The organism is Streptomyces sp. NK15101, from assembly GCF_020400725.1.
Classification (GTDB): Bacteria; Actinomycetota; Actinomycetes; order Streptomycetales; family Streptomycetaceae; genus Streptomyces.
Genome location: NZ_JAINVG010000014.1, coordinates 22,435 through 37,479 on the forward strand (window position 1 = coordinate 22,435; position 15,045 = coordinate 37,479).

A 15,045-nucleotide genomic window follows, 5' to 3' on the forward strand; every position below is an offset into this window, starting at 1 on the left:
CTTTCCATCCGGCCGCATATTCATTCATCCGAAGCTAGCGGGCCAGCTCTTCCTTCAGGGCCTGGAGGAAGGCGTCCACGTCGTCCTCCGTGGTGTCGAAGGCGCACATCCAGCGGACATCGCCTGCGGCCTCGTCCCAGAAGTAGAAGCGGAAGCGTTCCTGCAGGCGTCGGCTCACCTCGTGCGGGAGGCGGGCGAAGACCGCGTTGGCCTGCACCGGGTAGAGGATCTCCACCCCGTCGAGCTCGCGCACGCCGGCGGCGAGGCGCTGGGCCATCGCGTTGGCGTGGCGGGCGTTGCGCAGCCACAGGTCCTTCGAGAGGAGGGCCTCCAGCTGCACCGACACGAAGCGCATCTTCGAGGCGAGCTGCATGGACAGCTTGCGCAGGTGCTTCATGTGGCTGACCGCGTCCGGGTTGAGCACGACGACGGCCTCGCCGAAGAGCATGCCGTTCTTCGTCCCGCCGTACGAGATCACGTCCACGCCGACCGCGTTGGTGAACGCGCGCATCGGCACGTCCAGCGAGGCGGCCGCGTTGGCTATCCGGGCCCCGTCGAGGTGCACCTTCATGCCCTTGGCGTGGGCGTGCTCGACGATCGCGCGGATCTCCTCCACCGTGTAGACGGTGCCGAGCTCCGTGTTCTGGGTGATCGAGACGACCTGGGGCATGGCCCGGTGCTCGTCCTCCCAGCCCCAGGCCTGCCGGTCGATCAGCTCGGGGGTGAGCTTGCCGTCCGGGGTCGGGACGGTGAGCAGCTTGAGGCCGCCCATCCGCTCCGGCGCGCCGCCCTCGTCCACGTTGATGTGGGCGGTCTCGGCGCAGACGACGGCGCCCCAGCGGTCGGTGAGCGCCTGGAGGGCCGTCACGTTCGCCCCGGTCCCGTTGAAGACCGGGAAGGCTTCGGCGGTGGGGCCGAAGTGGCTGTGCATGATCCGCTGGAGGTGCTCGGTGTACTGGTCCTCGCCGTAGGCGACCTGGTGGCCTCCGTTGGCGAGGGCGAGGGCCGCGAGGACCTCGGGGTGGGCGCCGGCGTAGTTGTCGCTGGCGAAGCCCCGGACCGACGGGTCGTGGTGACGACGTGCGTCGGTCCTGGGGCCGAGTGCCGCGGTCACGGCTTGGGGGTCAGCCACAGACGCTGTCCATTCACTTCCTGGGCGGGCTTCTCCCAGAGACCGGCGATCTCCTCGGCCAGGTCCTTCACGTCGGTGAAGCCCGCGAACTTCGCGTTGGGGCGCTCGGCGCGCATCGCGTCGTGCACCAATGCCTTGATCACCAGGATGGCAGCCGCCGCCTGCGGCCCTTCGTCGCCCCCCAGCTTGCGGAACGAGTCCGCCATGGCGAGGGTCCAGGCCTCGGCGGCCGCCTTGCCGGCGTTGTACGCGGCGTTGTTGGCGACCGGCTTGGACGCGCCGGACTGGCTGACCAGGACGTACCGGCCGCGCCCGCCGGCGCGCAGCAGACCGTCGTGGAAGGCGAGCGAGGTGTGCTGGACGGTGCGGATCAGGAGCTTCTCCAGGAAGTCCCAGTCCCGCAGGTCGGCCTCCGCGAAGGAGGGGGCGCCGCGCCAGCCGCCGACGAGGTGGACCAGGCCGTCGATCCGGCCGAACTCCTTCTCGGTCTTCGCCGCCCAGTCGCGCGTGGCGTCCAGGTCGAGGAGGTCGACCGTGTCGCCGACGACCTTGGCTCCGCCGTGCGCGTAGCGGGCGGCGTCGACGGCCTCCGCGAGGCGCGCCGGGTCGGCGTCGGAGGCGACGACCGTCGCGCCCGCCTCGGCGAGGCGCAGCAGCGTCGCGCGGCCGGCGGGACCGGCCGCCCCGGCCACCGCGATGACGGCGCCGTCGAGCGGCCCGCCGTTTCCGTTGGCGATCATGGGCGACGCCTCCTCCGTGCTCTCGGTGAGGTCGCTCACGCGGCGGCCCGCTCGGTGCTCGGGACGTCGGCGGCGGTGATCCCCTTGGTGTCGGCGATCACGCCCTTCAGCTTCTTGGCGAGGGCCTCAAAGAACATGCTGAGCGGAAACTCGTCCGGAAGCACGTCGTCGACGAGCTTGCGGGGCGGCAGGGAGAGGTCGAGGGCGTCGGGGCCCTTGGCCCACTTCGAGCCCGGGTGCGGGGCGAGGTAGGTGGAGACGAACTCGTACGCCTTGAACCAGTGGACCAGCTTCGGACGGTCGATGCCCTCGCGGTAGAGGGTCTCGATCTCGGCGCAGAGGCGGTTGGTGACCTCGGGAGCGCGGTCCCAGTCGATCGTGAGGATGTTGTCCGTCCAGCGCACCACGTCGTTCTTGTGGAGGTACGCGAAGAGGAGCTGACCGCCCAGACCGTCGTAGTTGCGGTTGCGGTCGCCGGTGAGCGGGAAGCGGAACATCCGGTCGAAGAGGACGGCGTACTGCACGTCACGGCCGTGCGCGTTGCCCTCGGCCTCCAGCTTCACGGCCTCCTTGAAGGCGGTGAGGTCGCAGCGGAGCTCCTCCAGGCCGTACATCCAGAACGGCTGGCGCTGCTTGATCATGAAGGGGTCGAAGGGCAGGTCGCCGCGGCTGTGGGCGCGGTCGTGGACCAGGTCCCAGAGCGCGAAGGCCTGCTGGCAGCGCTGCTGGTCGCCGAGCATGACGGCGATGTCCTCGGGGAGCTTCACGCCGAGGGTGTCGACCGCGGCCTCGGTGACCTTGCGGAAGCGCGCGGCCTCGCGGTCGCAGAAGATGCCGCCCCAGGTGAAGCGCTCGGGGACCTCGCGGACGGCGACGGTCTCCGGGAAGAGGACGGCCGAGTTGGTGTCGTAACCGGCGGTGAAGTCCTCGAAGGTGATGCCGCAGAAGCCCGGGTTGTCGTAGCGGGTGCGCTCCAGCTCGGAGAGCCACTCCGGCCAGACCATGCGGAGCACGACGGCCTCGAAGTTGCGGTCCAGGTTGCCGTTCTGCGTGTACATCGGGAAGAGCACGAGGTGCTGGAGCCCGTCGGCACGGCCGGCGGCCGGGTGGAACTCCATGAGGGAGTCCAGGAAGTCCGGCACGGTGAAGCCGCTCTCGACCCACTTGCGCAGGTCCGCGACGAGGGCGCGGTGGTAGGCGCCGTCGTGCGGGACGAGCGGGGAGAGCTGCTCGACGGCGGCGACCATGCGGTCCACCGTCAGCTCGACGAGCGCGCGGGCGGGGGCGCCCTCGGCCTCGAAGTCGATGGAGCCGTCCGCGGACTGCCAGGGACGGATCTCCTCCACGGCATTCTTGAGCTCGGCCCAGGCCGGGTGGTCGATCACAGGGGCTTCGGTGGATATCCCCCCACCGGTCACGTCCTGCACAAGAATTTCCGTCATGCCTCTTCCTCCACAGGAGAACCTTGCGTCAAGACAACGTAACCATTGACGCTTCGTTCCCACAAGGGGAGACAAGAGAAATTATCCTGTGCGACCCCCCCGGTGGCAGAAGTTTTTCCTGTCCGCCGGGGTCGTAGCCACGCTTCCGCCGGACGGATCAGCTCAACGGCTTGATCAGCAGCTCGAATTCCAGGTCGTCCCGCTGGGGCACTCCGAAGCGCTCGTCGCCGTAGGGGAACGGGGTCGTCCGGCCCGTGCGCCGGTAGCCGCGCCGCTCGTACCAGGCGATCAGCTCCTCGCGCACGGAGATCACCGTCATGTGCATCTCCCGCACGTCCCACAGCTCGCGCACCCGGCGCTCGGCCTCGGCGATGATCTGCTTGCCCAGGCCCGCGCCCTGCAGTTCCGGGCGGACCGCGAACATGCCGAAGTAGGCGGCCTCGCCCCGGTGCTCCAGCTGGCAGCAGGCGACCAGTTCGCCGTCCCGCTCGACGACCAGGAGCCGGCTGCCGGGGGTGGTGATGACCTCCGTCACGCCCTCGGGGTCGGTGCGCTGCCCCTGGAGGATGTCCGCCTCCGTCGTCCAGCCGCCCCGGCTGGCGTCGCCCCGGTAGGCCGACTCCACGAGCGGGACGAGTGCCGGGACGTCGTCGAGGACCGCTTCGCGGTAGCTGATCCGGCCGGTCTCCTGGGACGTGGCGGTGTCCATGTATCGGGGCTCCCTTCGGGCGCTGACGATCGGCGTGCGCGATCGTCCCGAGCCTAACGCGCGCCTCTTCCGCTCCCCTCGTACACCTGTGCGCGCCCGTGCGCCCGCGTGCGGCTCCCGGGGGACGGGCATTCCTCCCTGGAGGGGACGGCATCGAGGGGGAGGTGTGCCGTGCACGGACCGGCTCTGTCCGGGTGGTTGCTGGTCGCGCTGTGCGCGGCGACGGGCGCGTACTGCCTGCTGCGGACGCGCGCCTGCGCCGGTGAGGAGAGACGGGCCGCGGTCGGCGAGGCGGTGATGGGATTCGGGATGGCGGCCATGGCGCTGCCGGCCGCGGCCCTGCCCCCGCCGGAGTGGCTCCCGCCGGCGTACGCGGCGGTGTTCGGCGCGGCGGCGCTGCAGGGACTCCTGGCCGTCCGGCGCGGCGGTCACCATCTGCACCACCTGGTGGGCTCGCTCGCCATGGTCTACATGGCGGTGGCGATGGCGGCGCCGGGCGGGACGGGGGCGCACGCGGGGCACGCGGCGGGGACGGCGGGCGGCATACCCGTGCTCACGGGCGGGCTCCTCCTCTATTACACGGCGTACGTGCTCCGCTCGGGGGCCCGGCTCGTGCCGGTGGCGGCGAACTCCGGGGGCGGCACGGGCACGGCCTGGACGACCGCCGGCGGCGGGGGCCGCGCCTGGGCGGGCCGGCCGGAGCTGACCCACGCCTGCCGGCTCTCGATGGCGCTCGCGATGCTCGCGATGCTGGTGACCCTGTGACGCCCCTGAGGACCTCACGGGATCCGGCCCGGTGACAGCCGCTTCCGGCCAACCAAACCGTGGCGTACGTCACTTGCCGCCCGCGCCCATACCCCGGGCGAGTACCGCGCTCATAGGGTGACGGCCATGTGGGTCTCCCTCGCGCTGTTCCTGCTCGGCGTCCTGACCGCCGTCGCGGCCCCCCGACTGCTGTCCCGGGCCGACTGGGTGGAGCGAGAACCCGTGGTGGCCCTGTGGGTGTGGCAGTGCGTGGTGGCCGCGGTGCTGCTCAGCTTCGCGCTCTCCATGACCTTCAGCGCGTCCGCGGCCTGGCAGGCCGTGCGCGGGCAGGTCTTCGCGGGCGCGCCGCGCACGGTGGTCGACGCCTACGAGCTCGGCACGTCCGGGCCCTGGTCGGCGGTGCTCGCGGTGGTGCTGGCGGCCGGCGGGCTCTGGTCCGGGGCGATGCTGGGCCGGGAGGTCGGGCGGGCCCGCGCCCGGCGCCGGCAGCGCCGCTGCGACCTGCTCGTCCGCGCCCCCCTGCTGCCCGGGGAGCGGCCGGGCAGCGAGCGGCTCGTGGTCCTGGAGGGCGAGCGGGCGGACGCCTGGTGGATGGCCGGTCCCACGCCCCAGCTGGTCATCACGACGGCGGCGCTGCGGCGGTTGAAGGGACGTCAGCTGGACGCGGTCCTGGCGCACGAGCAGGGTCACGCCCGGGCGCGGCACGACTGGCTGCTGCACTCCTCGGCGGCGCTGGCCGCCGGGTTCCCGGGGATCCCGGTCTTCGCGGCCTTCCGCGAGGAGATGCACCGTCTGGTGGAGCTGGCCGCCGACGACGTGGCCTCGCGCCGCTTCGGACGGCTGACGATCGCGCTCGCGCTGGTCGAACTCAACGAGGACCGTGGCGTGTTCGGCCCCGGCCAGGCGCACGACGCCGATCTGCCGCAGCGGGTGAACCGGCTCCTCACCGCGGCCCCCCGCCTCACTCCCGGACGCCGGCTCCGGCTGACGGCGGCCGCGGCCCTGGTACCCGCGGTCCCCGTGCTCGTGGCCTTCGTCCCGGCGCTCAGCGCCCTCGGATAGCGGCCGGTGACGGCACGCACGGCGGACGGGGCCCCGGCGGCGACGCGCACGGGCCGCGCGGAGGGCCGCGCGGGGCGGATCGTCGGGCAGGATCGGCGCATGCGCTCCTCCGCCGTGGTCTCCGGAGTCCTGGCCCTGGTCCTGCTCGTGCTCGTCGCGGTGGGATGGCCGCCGCTGCTCTCCCTCGACCGTTCGGTCGTCGAGGCGCTGCATCGCAGCGCCCTCGCCCACCCCGGCTTCACCCAGGTCAACCGTGTCCTGACGGACTGGGTGTGGGACCCGTGGACGATGCGCGCCCTCGCCGCGGCCGCCACGGTGCTGCTGTGGTGGCGGCGGGAGCGCCGGGCGGCCCTGTGGGTGGCGGGGACGAGCCTGCTGGCCGCCGGGTTCCAGCAGACCCTCAAGGCGCTGGTGGGGCGGGAGCGGCCGCAGTGGGCCGAGCCCGTGGACTCGGCGCGGTACGCCGCCTTCCCGTCGGGGCACGCGATGACGGCTGCGGTCACCTGCGGTCTGCTGCTGTGGGTGCTCGCCCTGCACTGGCGGGACGAGTGGCGCGGCTGGGGCGCCCTGGCGGGTGCCGCCCTCGTCTCGGTGCTCGGAGTGGGCTGGACGCGGGTCTATCTGGGCGTGCACTGGCCCTCGGACGTCGTGGAGGGCTGGCTGCTCGGCTGGTGCTGGGCGGCCGCGGCGGTGCTCACGTACCGGTGGAGCGAGCGGCGCGGAGCGGCACGCCGCCCACCCGGGGAAGACGGCGGCGGCGCGGGGAGCGGCGGGAGCAGAATGGGAGAAAGAGGATGAAGCCGTCTGTTCTGGACGATCCCCCGTGTCGCCCAGAACAGACGGCATCCCCGGCGGTCTGCCACACGGGCAGGCCGACGGGATGCGCCGAGTATATTGGCCGGCAGCCAGTCAACGCAGGAGTCCAGCATGTCCCCGCGTAGCCCATCGGTCAATGAAGAGCTTCGGCGCAGGTCGCGCGAGCGGATTCTCCAGGCCACCGTGGAGCTGGTCGACGCCCGTGGCTACGAGGCGACCACCCTCGGCGACATAGCGGAGCGGGCGGGCACGGCGCGGGGGCTGATCTCGTACTACTTCCCCGGCAAGCGACAGCTGCTCCAGGCGGCGGTGCACCGGCTGATGCACCTCACCCTGGAGGAGGCGCTGGAACGGGAGCCCCGTACGGAGGACGGCCGCGAGCGGCTGGCCCGCGCGATCGACGCGATCCTGGGGCTCGCGGTGACCCGGCCCACGCTGATGCGGACCCACATGGCGGGCATCCTGCAGGCCGAGGGGTTCGTGCAGTGCCAGGAGCAGCAGCGCCTGGCCTTCCTGCTGCGGGACACGGTCGCGCGGTACGGCTCCACGGACGTGGACACGGACTACCCGCTGCTGCGTGCCCTGCTGATGGGCTCGGTGGTGGCGGCGCTGCTGCCGGGGGCTCCGATGCCCCTGGCGCGCCTGCGGTCGGAGCTGTTCCAGCGGTACGGACTCGACTGGGAGGCCGGCGTGCCGCCGGACGGGGATCCGCCCGGCGGCACGCCGGCGCTCAGGCCGTCAGCCGGCCGTCACGCCGCCGGTCAGTCGTCGAAGTCGAAGTAGTCCGGCTGGGTCTGGACGTTGAGCTCGTCCATCCGGATCCGCTTCGCCGGGTCCGTACGGGCGTCGGAGAGCTTCAGCACGTCGAAGCCCTTCGCGATGTCGTTCGAGTAGATGTGGCCGTTGTAGTAGTACGCGGACCACGAGCCGCCCGTCGAGATGGTGGTGGCGGACAGCGGGCCGCGCTCGAAGTAGGCGATCTCCTTCGGGGCGGAGGAGTCGGTGAAGTCCCAGACGGAGACGCCGCCCTGGTACCAGGCCTGGACCATGAGGTCCTTGCCCTTGACCGGGATCAGCGAGCCGTTGTGGGCGACGCAGTTCTCCGTGTCGGCCTGGTGGCGCGGGATCTTGAAGTAGCTGCGGAAGACGAGCTTGCGCTTGTCGCCCTTGCCGACGATGTCGTAGATGCCGTCGGCGCCCCGGTTCGGGCCGACCTGGGCGTTGCAGGTGGCGGCGCCGCCGCCGCCCAGCTCGTCGGTGAAGACGACCTTGTTCGCCTTCTGGTTGAAGGTCGCGGAGTGCCAGAACGCGAAGTTGACGTTGTCCTGGACCTGGTCGAGCACCCGCGGGTGCTCGGGGTCCTCGATGTCGAAGAGGATGCCGTCGCCCATGCAGGCGCCGGCCGCGAGGTCCTTGCCCGGCAGCACGGTGATGTCGTGGCATCCGGTGGTCTTGGAGACGCCCGGGTTGGTGGGACCGCCCGGGTTGCCGCCGCCGTCCGGGCCCTCGCCCGGGAAGAGGACGGGGAAGCCCACGACCGCCGCCTTCTCGGGCGCCTTGCGGGGCACCTTGATGACGGAGATGCCGTCGTGCGGGGGCTGGCAGTCGGGGAAGGCCACGTTGGGCGAGTAGGAGGAGACGTAGATGTACACGTCCTTGCCCTTGGGCAGGATCGTGTGGGTGTGCGAACCACAGGCGGTCTCGACGGCGGCGACGTACTTCGGGTTGGTGATGTCGCTGATGTCGAAGATCTTCATGCCCTCCCAGGATTCCTTCACCGAGGCGGGCTGCGTCGTGCTGGCGCACGAGTTGTCGCTGCGGGAGGAGTCGGTGGAGAGGAAGACGAGGTTGCCGGAGACGGAGATGTCGTTCTGGGAGCCCGGGCAGAGGACCTGGGCGACCGTCTTGGGGGCCTTGGGGTCGCTGATGTCGAAGATGCGGAAGCCGTCGTAGTTGCCGGCGAAGGCGTACTTGCCCTGGAAGGCGAGGTCCGAGTTGGTGCCCTTGAGGGCGTCCTTGGGGATGTTCGCGAGGTGCTCGATGTTCCGGCTGTGGACGATCTCGTCCACGCCGGGTATCTCGCCGCTCTGGATGGCGGCGCGCGCCTCGGCGGCCTGCTGCGAGGAGACCGCGCCCTGTGCGGGGCCGGTGTCTCCGGGGTCGGGGGTGGCGGCCGCGGGGCCCGCGGCGAGCAGTGTGGCCAGCAGCCCGGCGGCGGCGGATGCCACACCCAGGCGTCTGAACCGGGCACGCGGATCACGCGTGTCGGACGTGGTACGCGGGGTACGCAACGAAGTCACTCCGTCCTCCCTGGTATCCGTTCAGCTTTGAACGGGTGTTGCACCCCGGCAGTATCTTCCGTGGCGTGCACATCTCAACAGATGGCAACACAGACGTAATGAAGGTTTTTGATCGGTCCCCCCGAGAAAAGTGCTAGGAACGGTCACTGTCCCTGCAAGAACACCTGGAGGTCGCGTTGTTGATCCGCCGTCAGCGTGCCGTCTTCGCCGCGGCCCTGTCCGCCGTCGCCGTACTCGCCCTGGGCGCCTGCGAGTCGGCCCCCGGCCAGGGCGCGCCGCAGGCCGGGGCCTCGACCGGCCCCGCGGTGGTGGCACCGGGGAAGCCCGGGGAGCCGGCCCGGCGGATATCCCCCGAGGAGGCCGCGCGACTGCTCCCCGACGAGAGCCCGAACGGCGCGGACTTCCGCTACGTGCAGATGATGACCGTGCACCACCGGCAGGCCCTGACGATGACGGCGCTGGCGCCGGGGCGGGCGTCCTCGTCCCAGGTGAGGAAGGTGGCCGAGCGGATCGCCGCGGCGCAGCGGCCGGAGATCGACGCGATGGAAGGTTGGCTGAAAACCAACGGTGGCCCGCGTGAACAGGGCGCCCACGATCACCACTCGATGCCGGGCATGGCGACCGAGGCCCAGCTGGAGGAGTTGCGGAGCGCGAAGGGCGCGGCCTTCGACGAGCTCTTCCTGAGGCTGATGATCACGCACCACGAAGGGGCCGTGACGATGGCCGCGGAGGTGCTGAGCGAGGGGAACAACGGCCTCGTGGAGGAGATGGCGAACGACGTGATCGCCCAGCAGACCTCGGAGATCAACCGGATGCGCTCCCTGTAGGCACGACCGAAGAGAGAGGGGGGCGGCCGGCGGCCGCCCCCCTTCTCGCGTTCCGCCCCGGCCCCTTCGCGTTCCGCCCGGGCGCCGGCCGTCAGGCCGTCTCCCCCTCGCGCCCCGCCTGGGCGCCGGCGGCGGCCAGGACGGAGTCGAGGAGGCCGGGGAAGAGGGCGTCCAGGTCGTCCCGGCGCAGGGCGTTGAGCTTGGCCGTGCCCCGGTACATCTGCCGGATGACGCCGCTCTCGCGGAGCACCCGGAAGTGGTGCGTGGTCGTGGACTTGGTCACCGGGAGGTCGAAGTACGAGCAGCTGAGTTCGGCGCCCTCGCGCGCCATGTCCCGCACGATCCGCAGGCGCACGGCGTCCGAGAGGGCGTGCAGCACCTCTTCGAGGCGGATCTGGTCGCGCGTGGGGTGCTCGAGGACGCGCGGGCTGGTGGTGGTCGTCACGGCGGCGGCTCCACTTCATCCGGGATGCGGCCCATTGTACGAGAGTCCTCGTAGTTTGACAGATGCCGTACTACGATGAGTATCGTACGAGCACCCTGGAGGCATCCCGAAACGGAGTCCGTCATGAGCGTCGCCCTGTTCGAGCCGTACACCCTGCGTTCCCTGACCGTGCCCAACCGGGTCTGGATGGCGCCCATGTGCCAGTACTCGGCGGAGACCAGCGGACCGAACGCGGGCGTCGCCGGCGACTGGCACTTCGCCCACTACGCGGCCCGCGCCACCGGCGGCGCCGGACTGATCCTCGTCGAGGCGACCGCCGTCTCCCCCGAGGGCCGCATCAGCCCGGCCGACCTCGGCCTCTGGAACGACACCCAGATCGAAGGACTGCGGCGCATCTCCGGATTCCTCAAGGAGCACGGCACCGTGCCCGGCATCCAGATCGGGCACGCCGGACGCAAGGCCTCCACCAACCGCCCCTGGGAGGGCCGCGGCCCGGTCGATCCGGCCGAGGGCTGGCAGCCCGTCGGCCCCAGCCCGGTCGAGTTCGCCGAGGGCTACCCCGTGCCGACCGAACTGACCGTGGAGCGCATCCGGGAGATCACCGGACGGTTCGCGGACGCGGCCCGGCGCGCGCTGGCGGCCGGATTCGAGGTCCTGGAGGTGCACGGCGCCCACGGCTACCTCATCGGCGAGTTCCTCTCCCCGCACAGCAACCACCGCACGGACGCCTACGGCGGCTCGTTCGAGAACCGCACCCGCCTCGCCCTGGAGATCGTCGACGCCGTACGCGCCGTCTGGCCCGAGGAACTGCCCCTCCTCTTCCGGATCTCCGCCACCGACTGGCTGGAGGAGCAGGGCTGGACGGTCGACGAGACCGTGCGCTTCGCCGCCCTGCTGCGCGAGCACGGCGTCGACCTCCTCGACGTCTCCAGCGGCGGCAACGGCGGACCGGCCGAGATCCCGGTGGGCCCCGGCTACCAGGTGCCCTTCGCCGCCCGCGTCAAGGCCGAGACCGGGCTGCCCGTCGCCGCCGTCGGCCTGATCACCGAGAGCGAGCAGGCCGAGAAGATCCTCGCCAACGGCGAGGCCGACGCGGTCCTCCTCGGCCGCGAGCTGCTGCGCGACGCCTCCTGGCCGCGCCGCGCCGCCCGCGAGCTGGGCGCGCGGACCCCCGCCCCGTCCCAGTACGCCTGGGCGATCTGACCGCCGGGCGGGGCCTGGAGTGTCTCCGGGGCCGTTGTCAGTGGCCGGGTGCAGACTGGCCCGTATCAGTGACAACGGCGTCCTGGAGGTGGCAGCCATGCCCGACGCACTCCTCACCGTAGGCACCCGCAAGGGCCTCTTCATCGGCCGGAGGCGTGACGGACGCTGGGAGTTCGACGACCCCGCCTTCCCCGCACAGGCGGTGTACTCGGTCGCCATCGACACCCGGCGGCCGACCCCGCGCCTGCTCGCGGGCGGGGACAGCGCGCACTGGGGCCCCTCCGTCTTCCACTCCGACGACCTCGGCAGGACCTGGACCGAACCGGCCCGCCCCGCGGTGAGGTTCCCCGAGGACACGGCGGCCTCCCTGGAGCGGGTCTGGCAGCTGCACCCGGCCCCGGAGCACTCCCCGGACGTCGTGTACGCGGGGACCGAACCGGCCGCGCTCTTCCGGTCTGCGGACGGCGGCGAGTCCTTCGAACTCGTCCGCCCGCTCTGGGAGCACCCGACACGCTCGAAGTGGGTGCCCGGCGGAGGCGGCGAGGCCGTGCACACCGTCGTCACCGATCCGCGCGACCCGGGAGCGCTGACGGTCGCGGTGTCGACCGCGGGGGTGTTCCGCTCGCGGGACGGCGGGGCCGCGTGGGCGCCCTCCAACCACGGCGTGTCCGCCGTCTTCCTGCCCGACCCGGACCCCGAGTTCGGGCAGTGCGTCCACAAGATCGCCCAGGACGCGGGCGACAAGGACCGGCTCTACCTCCAGAACCACTGGGGGGTCTTCCGCAGCGACGACGCGGGCGCGAACTGGACCGACATCGGCTCGGGGCTCCCCTCCGACTTCGGGTTCGCGGTCGCCGCGCACCCGCACCGCCCCGGCACCGCCTACGTCTTCCCGATCACCGCCGACTCCGACCGGGTCCCGGCGGGCCGCCGCTGCCGGGTCTACCGCACGACGGACGCGGGCGGGACCTGGGAGCCGCTCGGCCGGGGACTGCCCGAGGGCGACCACTACGGCACGGTGCTGCGGGACGCGCTGTGCACGGACGACGCGGACCCGGCGGGCGTCTACTTCGGCAACCGGAACGGCGAGGTGTACGCGAGCGCCGACGACGGGGACACCTGGCGGCTCCTGGCGGAGCACCTGCCGGACGTGCTGTGCGTGCGGGCGGCCGTGATCTGACGGAATCTCGGATTCCGTCGGTCCGGGCCAAAGGCGTTCGACACAAGGGGAGTTGGTTCGCACGGAAACGCGATCATGAGGCCGCTTCCCCGGCCGGCGGCCGGGGCCCCTGATCTCAGAGGACCATGAATCCCGGCCTCTTCGCCCACGCCCGCCGCGGCCCGCTCGCGCTCGCCGCCGCCCTCGGCCTCGTCTTCGGCGTCACCGCCGCCCCCGCCCAGGCCGACTCCCCCGTCTGCGACTTCACGTACACGATCCGCCCGCAGCACTCGGGCATGTGCCTGGAGGTCGCCGACCGGAGCCAGAGCGCGGGCGCCCTCGCGCGTCTGTGGGACCGTCACTACGGGGCCAACCAGAAGTTCGGCTTCGTGTTCGCGTGAGCCCCGGCCGGGCACCGGGCACCGTCCCGGCGCCCTTCCCGACTCAGGGCAGGCGCCAGTCCACCGGCTCGGCGCCCATGCCGAGGAGCATCTCGTTCGCCCGGCTGAACGGACGGGAGCCGAAGAAGCCCCGGTCCGCCGACATCGGGGACGGGTGTGCGGACTCGATCGCCGGCAGATCACCGAGGAGCGGGCGGGCCCTGCGGGCGTCGCTGCCCCACAGGATCGACACCAGGGGCTTGCCACGGGCGGCCAGCGCGCGGATGGCCTGCTCGGTCACCTCTTCCCAGCCCTTGCCCCGGTGGGCACCCGCCTTGCGCGGGGCCGTGGTCAGCGCCCTGTTGAGCAGCAGGACGCCCTGCCGGGCCCACGGCGTCAGGTCGCCGTTCGACGGCCGGGGCAGACCGAGGTCGGTGTGCAGCTCCCGGAAGATGTTCTCCAGGCTGGGAGGCAGCGAGCGGACCTCGGGCGCGACCGAGAAGCTGAGCCCCATCGCCATCCCCGGCGTGTGATAAGGGTCCTGACCCACGATCAGGACCCGCACCTGGTCGAAGGGCTGCTGGAAGGCCCGCAGCACGTTCTGCCCGGAGGGCAGGTACGTCCGGCCCGCGGCGATCTCCGCCCGCAGGAAGTCGCCCATCGCGGCGACACGTCCCGCGACGGGACTCAGAGCCTCCGCCCAGCCGGGCTCCACCAGTTCGTTCAAGGGTCGCGCTGTCACAGTCCGTCACTCTACCGGCCTACAGTGACAGCCGGGTCCGGCCCGGACCTCCGCCCGCCGCCGCTCACGCCTCCGAGGATGGTGCACCGTGGATCCCGTGGACTCCGTACTTCCCCTCCCCTCCGCGAGCGAGGCCGCCGGGGCCCTGGTCGTCGGCGTCGACTCCGGTGGTTCGGGGCTTCGCGTCGTGGTGGCCGACGTGGCGAGCGGCACCGTCCTGGGGACCGTCTCCTCCCGGGAGCCGGTGCGGACGGGGCCCGGCGGGATCTCCGCCGGTCACTTCCTGGAGCAGGTCCTGCCCGCCGTCGCCGCCCTGCGGGAGCGGGCCGGCGCGCGGCCGGTCGTCGCCGCGGCCGTGGGCGCCGCCGGAATGGCCACCCTGGGGGACGAACTGCGGGCCGAACTCCCGGGCGCCTTCGCGGAGGCCTGGGGCGTGCGCCGCCTCGCGCTGGCGGCCGACGCGGTCACCGCCTACGCCGGGGCGCTCGGGCAGCGGCCGGGCGCCGTCGTCGCGGGCGGTACGGGGCTGGTCGCGCTCGGCACGGACCTGACGGCCTGGCGGCGGGCGGACGGCTGGGGCCATCTCCTCGGCGACTGCGGCAGCGGCGCCTGGATCGGCCGGGCCGGCCTGGAGGCGGCGATGCGCGCGCACGACGGACGGCGCGGGGGCTCGGCGCCGCTCCTGGCCCGGGCCGAGAAGCTCTTCGGGCCGGCGGCCGGACTGCCGGGCCTGCTCTACCCGCGTACGGACCGGCCCGCGGTGCTCGCCTCCTTCGCGCCCGAGGTGGGGCGTTGCGCCGCGGCGGATCCCGTGGCGGCCGGCATCCTCGCGCGGGCCGGCGCCCACATCGCCGAGGCCGCCGAGGCCGTGTGCCCGGCGGAGCCCGGCGCCCTGGTGGCCCTCACCGGCGGGCTCTTCAAGATGGGCGAGCCCCTGCTCGCACCGCTCCGGTCCGCCCTCGGGGAGCTGCTGCCGGGGGCCCGGACGGCGGAGGCCGCGGGAGACCCGCTCGCCGGGGCGGTCGTCCTCGCCTCCGCGCTCGCCACCGGCACCCTGCGCCTGCCGGAAGACCCGTCGCTGCTCCGCCTGTTCGGCGCCGGAGCGGCGTAGCCAGGGCCGTCCGCGCAGGTGGAACGCGGTGCGCCGGGGCGGGAGAAGGCGCGGACGGGGCGGCGGAGGAAGGGAAGCGGAACCGGATCCGGGGCGGGCGCGAAAGGATGGCGTAACGGAATCCCGGGCCGAGAGCGGACATAGGTGGACGGAAGGCACGTGACCGCACCTCAGCCAACGACGCGGCGGGCGAAACCAGTAGCATGCGGCGC

Annotated in this window: 16 protein-coding genes; 9 read left to right on the forward strand and 7 right to left on the reverse strand. The window is 72.6% G+C overall.

Features of this window, described 5'->3' with window-relative positions; all coding sequences use genetic code 11:
• Window positions 1-34: 34 nt before the first annotated feature.
• The 4 genes from K7G60_RS10650 to K7G60_RS10665 form a co-directional block, all read right to left on the reverse strand.
• Window positions 35-1,114, reverse strand: a complete 1,080-nt coding sequence (locus tag K7G60_RS10650; protein WP_225800578.1) for a low specificity L-threonine aldolase — start codon at window positions 1,112-1,114, stop codon at window positions 35-37.
• Complete coding sequence (locus K7G60_RS10655; protein ID WP_225800579.1) at window positions 1,111-1,872, reverse strand: SDR family oxidoreductase; 762 nt, start codon at window positions 1,870-1,872, stop codon at window positions 1,111-1,113. Before K7G60_RS10655 ends, K7G60_RS10650 begins: the two co-directional genes overlap by 4 nt.
• 35 nt (window positions 1,873-1,907) lie before the next feature.
• Window positions 1,908-3,314 carry a DUF6421 family protein gene (locus K7G60_RS10660; protein ID WP_225800580.1) on the reverse strand — a complete coding sequence of 469 codons (1,407 nt, stop codon included), beginning with the start codon at window positions 3,312-3,314 and terminating at the stop codon, window positions 1,908-1,910.
• A 157-nt stretch (window positions 3,315-3,471) separates the two neighbouring features.
• The gene (locus K7G60_RS10665) at window positions 3,472-4,023 is read right to left on the reverse strand and encodes a GNAT family N-acetyltransferase (protein WP_225800581.1); all 552 of its coding nucleotides are present in this window, start codon (window positions 4,021-4,023) and stop codon (window positions 3,472-3,474) included.
• 171 nt (window positions 4,024-4,194) lie between these two features.
• On the opposite strand from K7G60_RS10665, the gene K7G60_RS10670 reads away from it, so the two are divergent.
• The 4 genes from K7G60_RS10670 to K7G60_RS10685 all read left to right on the forward strand — a co-directional run bounded on the left by K7G60_RS10670 (window position 4,195) and on the right by K7G60_RS10685 (window position 7,449).
• Window positions 4,195-4,788, forward strand: a complete 594-nt coding sequence (locus K7G60_RS10670) for a DUF5134 domain-containing protein (RefSeq protein WP_225800582.1) — start codon at window positions 4,195-4,197, stop codon at window positions 4,786-4,788.
• A 126-nt stretch (window positions 4,789-4,914) separates the two neighbouring features.
• Complete coding sequence (locus tag K7G60_RS10675) at window positions 4,915-5,850, forward strand: M56 family metallopeptidase (protein ID WP_225800583.1); 936 nt, start codon at window positions 4,915-4,917, stop codon at window positions 5,848-5,850.
• Window positions 5,851-5,949: 99 nt separating this feature from the next.
• Window positions 5,950-6,648 (forward strand): phosphatase PAP2 family protein, encoded by a 699-nt coding sequence (locus K7G60_RS10680; protein WP_225800584.1) that lies wholly within the window; start codon window positions 5,950-5,952, stop codon window positions 6,646-6,648.
• Between the two features lie 129 nt (window positions 6,649-6,777).
• Window positions 6,778-7,449, forward strand: a complete 672-nt coding sequence (locus K7G60_RS10685; RefSeq protein ID WP_225800585.1) for a TetR/AcrR family transcriptional regulator — start codon at window positions 6,778-6,780, stop codon at window positions 7,447-7,449.
• On the opposite strand, the gene K7G60_RS10690 is transcribed toward K7G60_RS10685, so the two are convergent.
• Window positions 7,428-8,966: an LVIVD repeat-containing protein gene (locus K7G60_RS10690; RefSeq protein ID WP_225800586.1), complete on the reverse strand. Its 1,539-nt coding sequence runs from the start codon at window positions 8,964-8,966 to the stop codon at window positions 7,428-7,430. The two genes, K7G60_RS10685 and K7G60_RS10690, sit on opposite strands and share 22 nt — an antisense overlap.
• Window positions 8,967-9,145: 179 nt before the next feature.
• Here K7G60_RS10690 and K7G60_RS10695 point away from each other — a divergent pair, with 179 nt between their 5' ends.
• On the forward strand, window positions 9,146-9,793 hold the full coding sequence (locus K7G60_RS10695) for a DUF305 domain-containing protein (protein ID WP_374115619.1): 648 nt from the start codon (window positions 9,146-9,148) through the stop codon (window positions 9,791-9,793).
• A 91-nt stretch (window positions 9,794-9,884) separates the two neighbouring features.
• On the opposite strand, the gene K7G60_RS10700 is transcribed toward K7G60_RS10695, so the two are convergent.
• Window positions 9,885-10,238: a helix-turn-helix transcriptional regulator gene (locus tag K7G60_RS10700; RefSeq protein ID WP_225800588.1), complete on the reverse strand. Its 354-nt coding sequence runs from the start codon at window positions 10,236-10,238 to the stop codon at window positions 9,885-9,887.
• 123 nt (window positions 10,239-10,361) lie between these two features.
• On the opposite strand from K7G60_RS10700, the gene K7G60_RS10705 reads away from it, so the two are divergent.
• The 3 genes from K7G60_RS10705 to K7G60_RS10715 all read left to right on the forward strand — a co-directional run bounded on the left by K7G60_RS10705 (window position 10,362) and on the right by K7G60_RS10715 (window position 13,001).
• Window positions 10,362-11,441, forward strand: coding sequence for an NADH:flavin oxidoreductase/NADH oxidase (locus tag K7G60_RS10705; protein WP_225800589.1), 1,080 nt, complete (start codon window positions 10,362-10,364; stop codon window positions 11,439-11,441).
• 97 nt (window positions 11,442-11,538) lie between these two features.
• Window positions 11,539-12,621 (forward strand): exo-alpha-sialidase, encoded by a 1,083-nt coding sequence (locus K7G60_RS10710; protein WP_225800590.1) that lies wholly within the window; start codon window positions 11,539-11,541, stop codon window positions 12,619-12,621.
• Between the two features lie 125 nt (window positions 12,622-12,746).
• On the forward strand, window positions 12,747-13,001 hold the full coding sequence (locus K7G60_RS10715; protein WP_225800591.1) for an RICIN domain-containing protein: 255 nt from the start codon (window positions 12,747-12,749) through the stop codon (window positions 12,999-13,001).
• Between the two features lie 43 nt (window positions 13,002-13,044).
• Here the strand turns inward: K7G60_RS10715 and K7G60_RS10720 are convergent, their stop codons facing one another.
• Complete coding sequence (locus K7G60_RS10720; protein ID WP_225800592.1) at window positions 13,045-13,722, reverse strand: uracil-DNA glycosylase; 678 nt, start codon at window positions 13,720-13,722, stop codon at window positions 13,045-13,047.
• A gap of 97 nt (window positions 13,723-13,819) precedes the next feature.
• Here K7G60_RS10720 and K7G60_RS10725 point away from each other — a divergent pair, with 97 nt between their 5' ends.
• Complete coding sequence (locus K7G60_RS10725) at window positions 13,820-14,833, forward strand: BadF/BadG/BcrA/BcrD ATPase family protein (protein ID WP_225800593.1); 1,014 nt, start codon at window positions 13,820-13,822, stop codon at window positions 14,831-14,833.
• The last annotated feature ends 212 nt before the right edge of the window (window positions 14,834-15,045 follow it).

Excerpts from the sequence above, each read along its gene's own strand:
- K7G60_RS10685 (WP_225800585.1), top strand. The coding sequence starts at position 6,778 with ATGTCCCCGCGTAGCCCATCGGTCAATGAAGAGCTTCGGCGCAGGTCG.
- K7G60_RS10705 (WP_225800589.1), top strand. The coding sequence starts at position 10,362 with ATGAGCGTCGCCCTGTTCGAGCCGTACACCCTGCGTTCCCTGACCGTG.
- K7G60_RS10660 (WP_225800580.1), bottom strand. The coding sequence starts at position 3,314 with ATGACGGAAATTCTTGTGCAGGACGTGACCGGTGGGGGGATATCCACC.
- K7G60_RS10680 (WP_225800584.1), top strand. The coding sequence starts at position 5,950 with ATGCGCTCCTCCGCCGTGGTCTCCGGAGTCCTGGCCCTGGTCCTGCTC.
- K7G60_RS10715 (WP_225800591.1), top strand. The coding sequence starts at position 12,747 with ATGAATCCCGGCCTCTTCGCCCACGCCCGCCGCGGCCCGCTCGCGCTC.
- K7G60_RS10665 (WP_225800581.1), bottom strand. The coding sequence starts at position 4,023 with ATGGACACCGCCACGTCCCAGGAGACCGGCCGGATCAGCTACCGCGAA.
- K7G60_RS10675 (WP_225800583.1), top strand. The coding sequence starts at position 4,915 with ATGTGGGTCTCCCTCGCGCTGTTCCTGCTCGGCGTCCTGACCGCCGTC.
- K7G60_RS10710 (WP_225800590.1), top strand. The coding sequence starts at position 11,539 with ATGCCCGACGCACTCCTCACCGTAGGCACCCGCAAGGGCCTCTTCATC.
- K7G60_RS10655 (WP_225800579.1), bottom strand. The coding sequence starts at position 1,872 with ATGATCGCCAACGGAAACGGCGGGCCGCTCGACGGCGCCGTCATCGCG.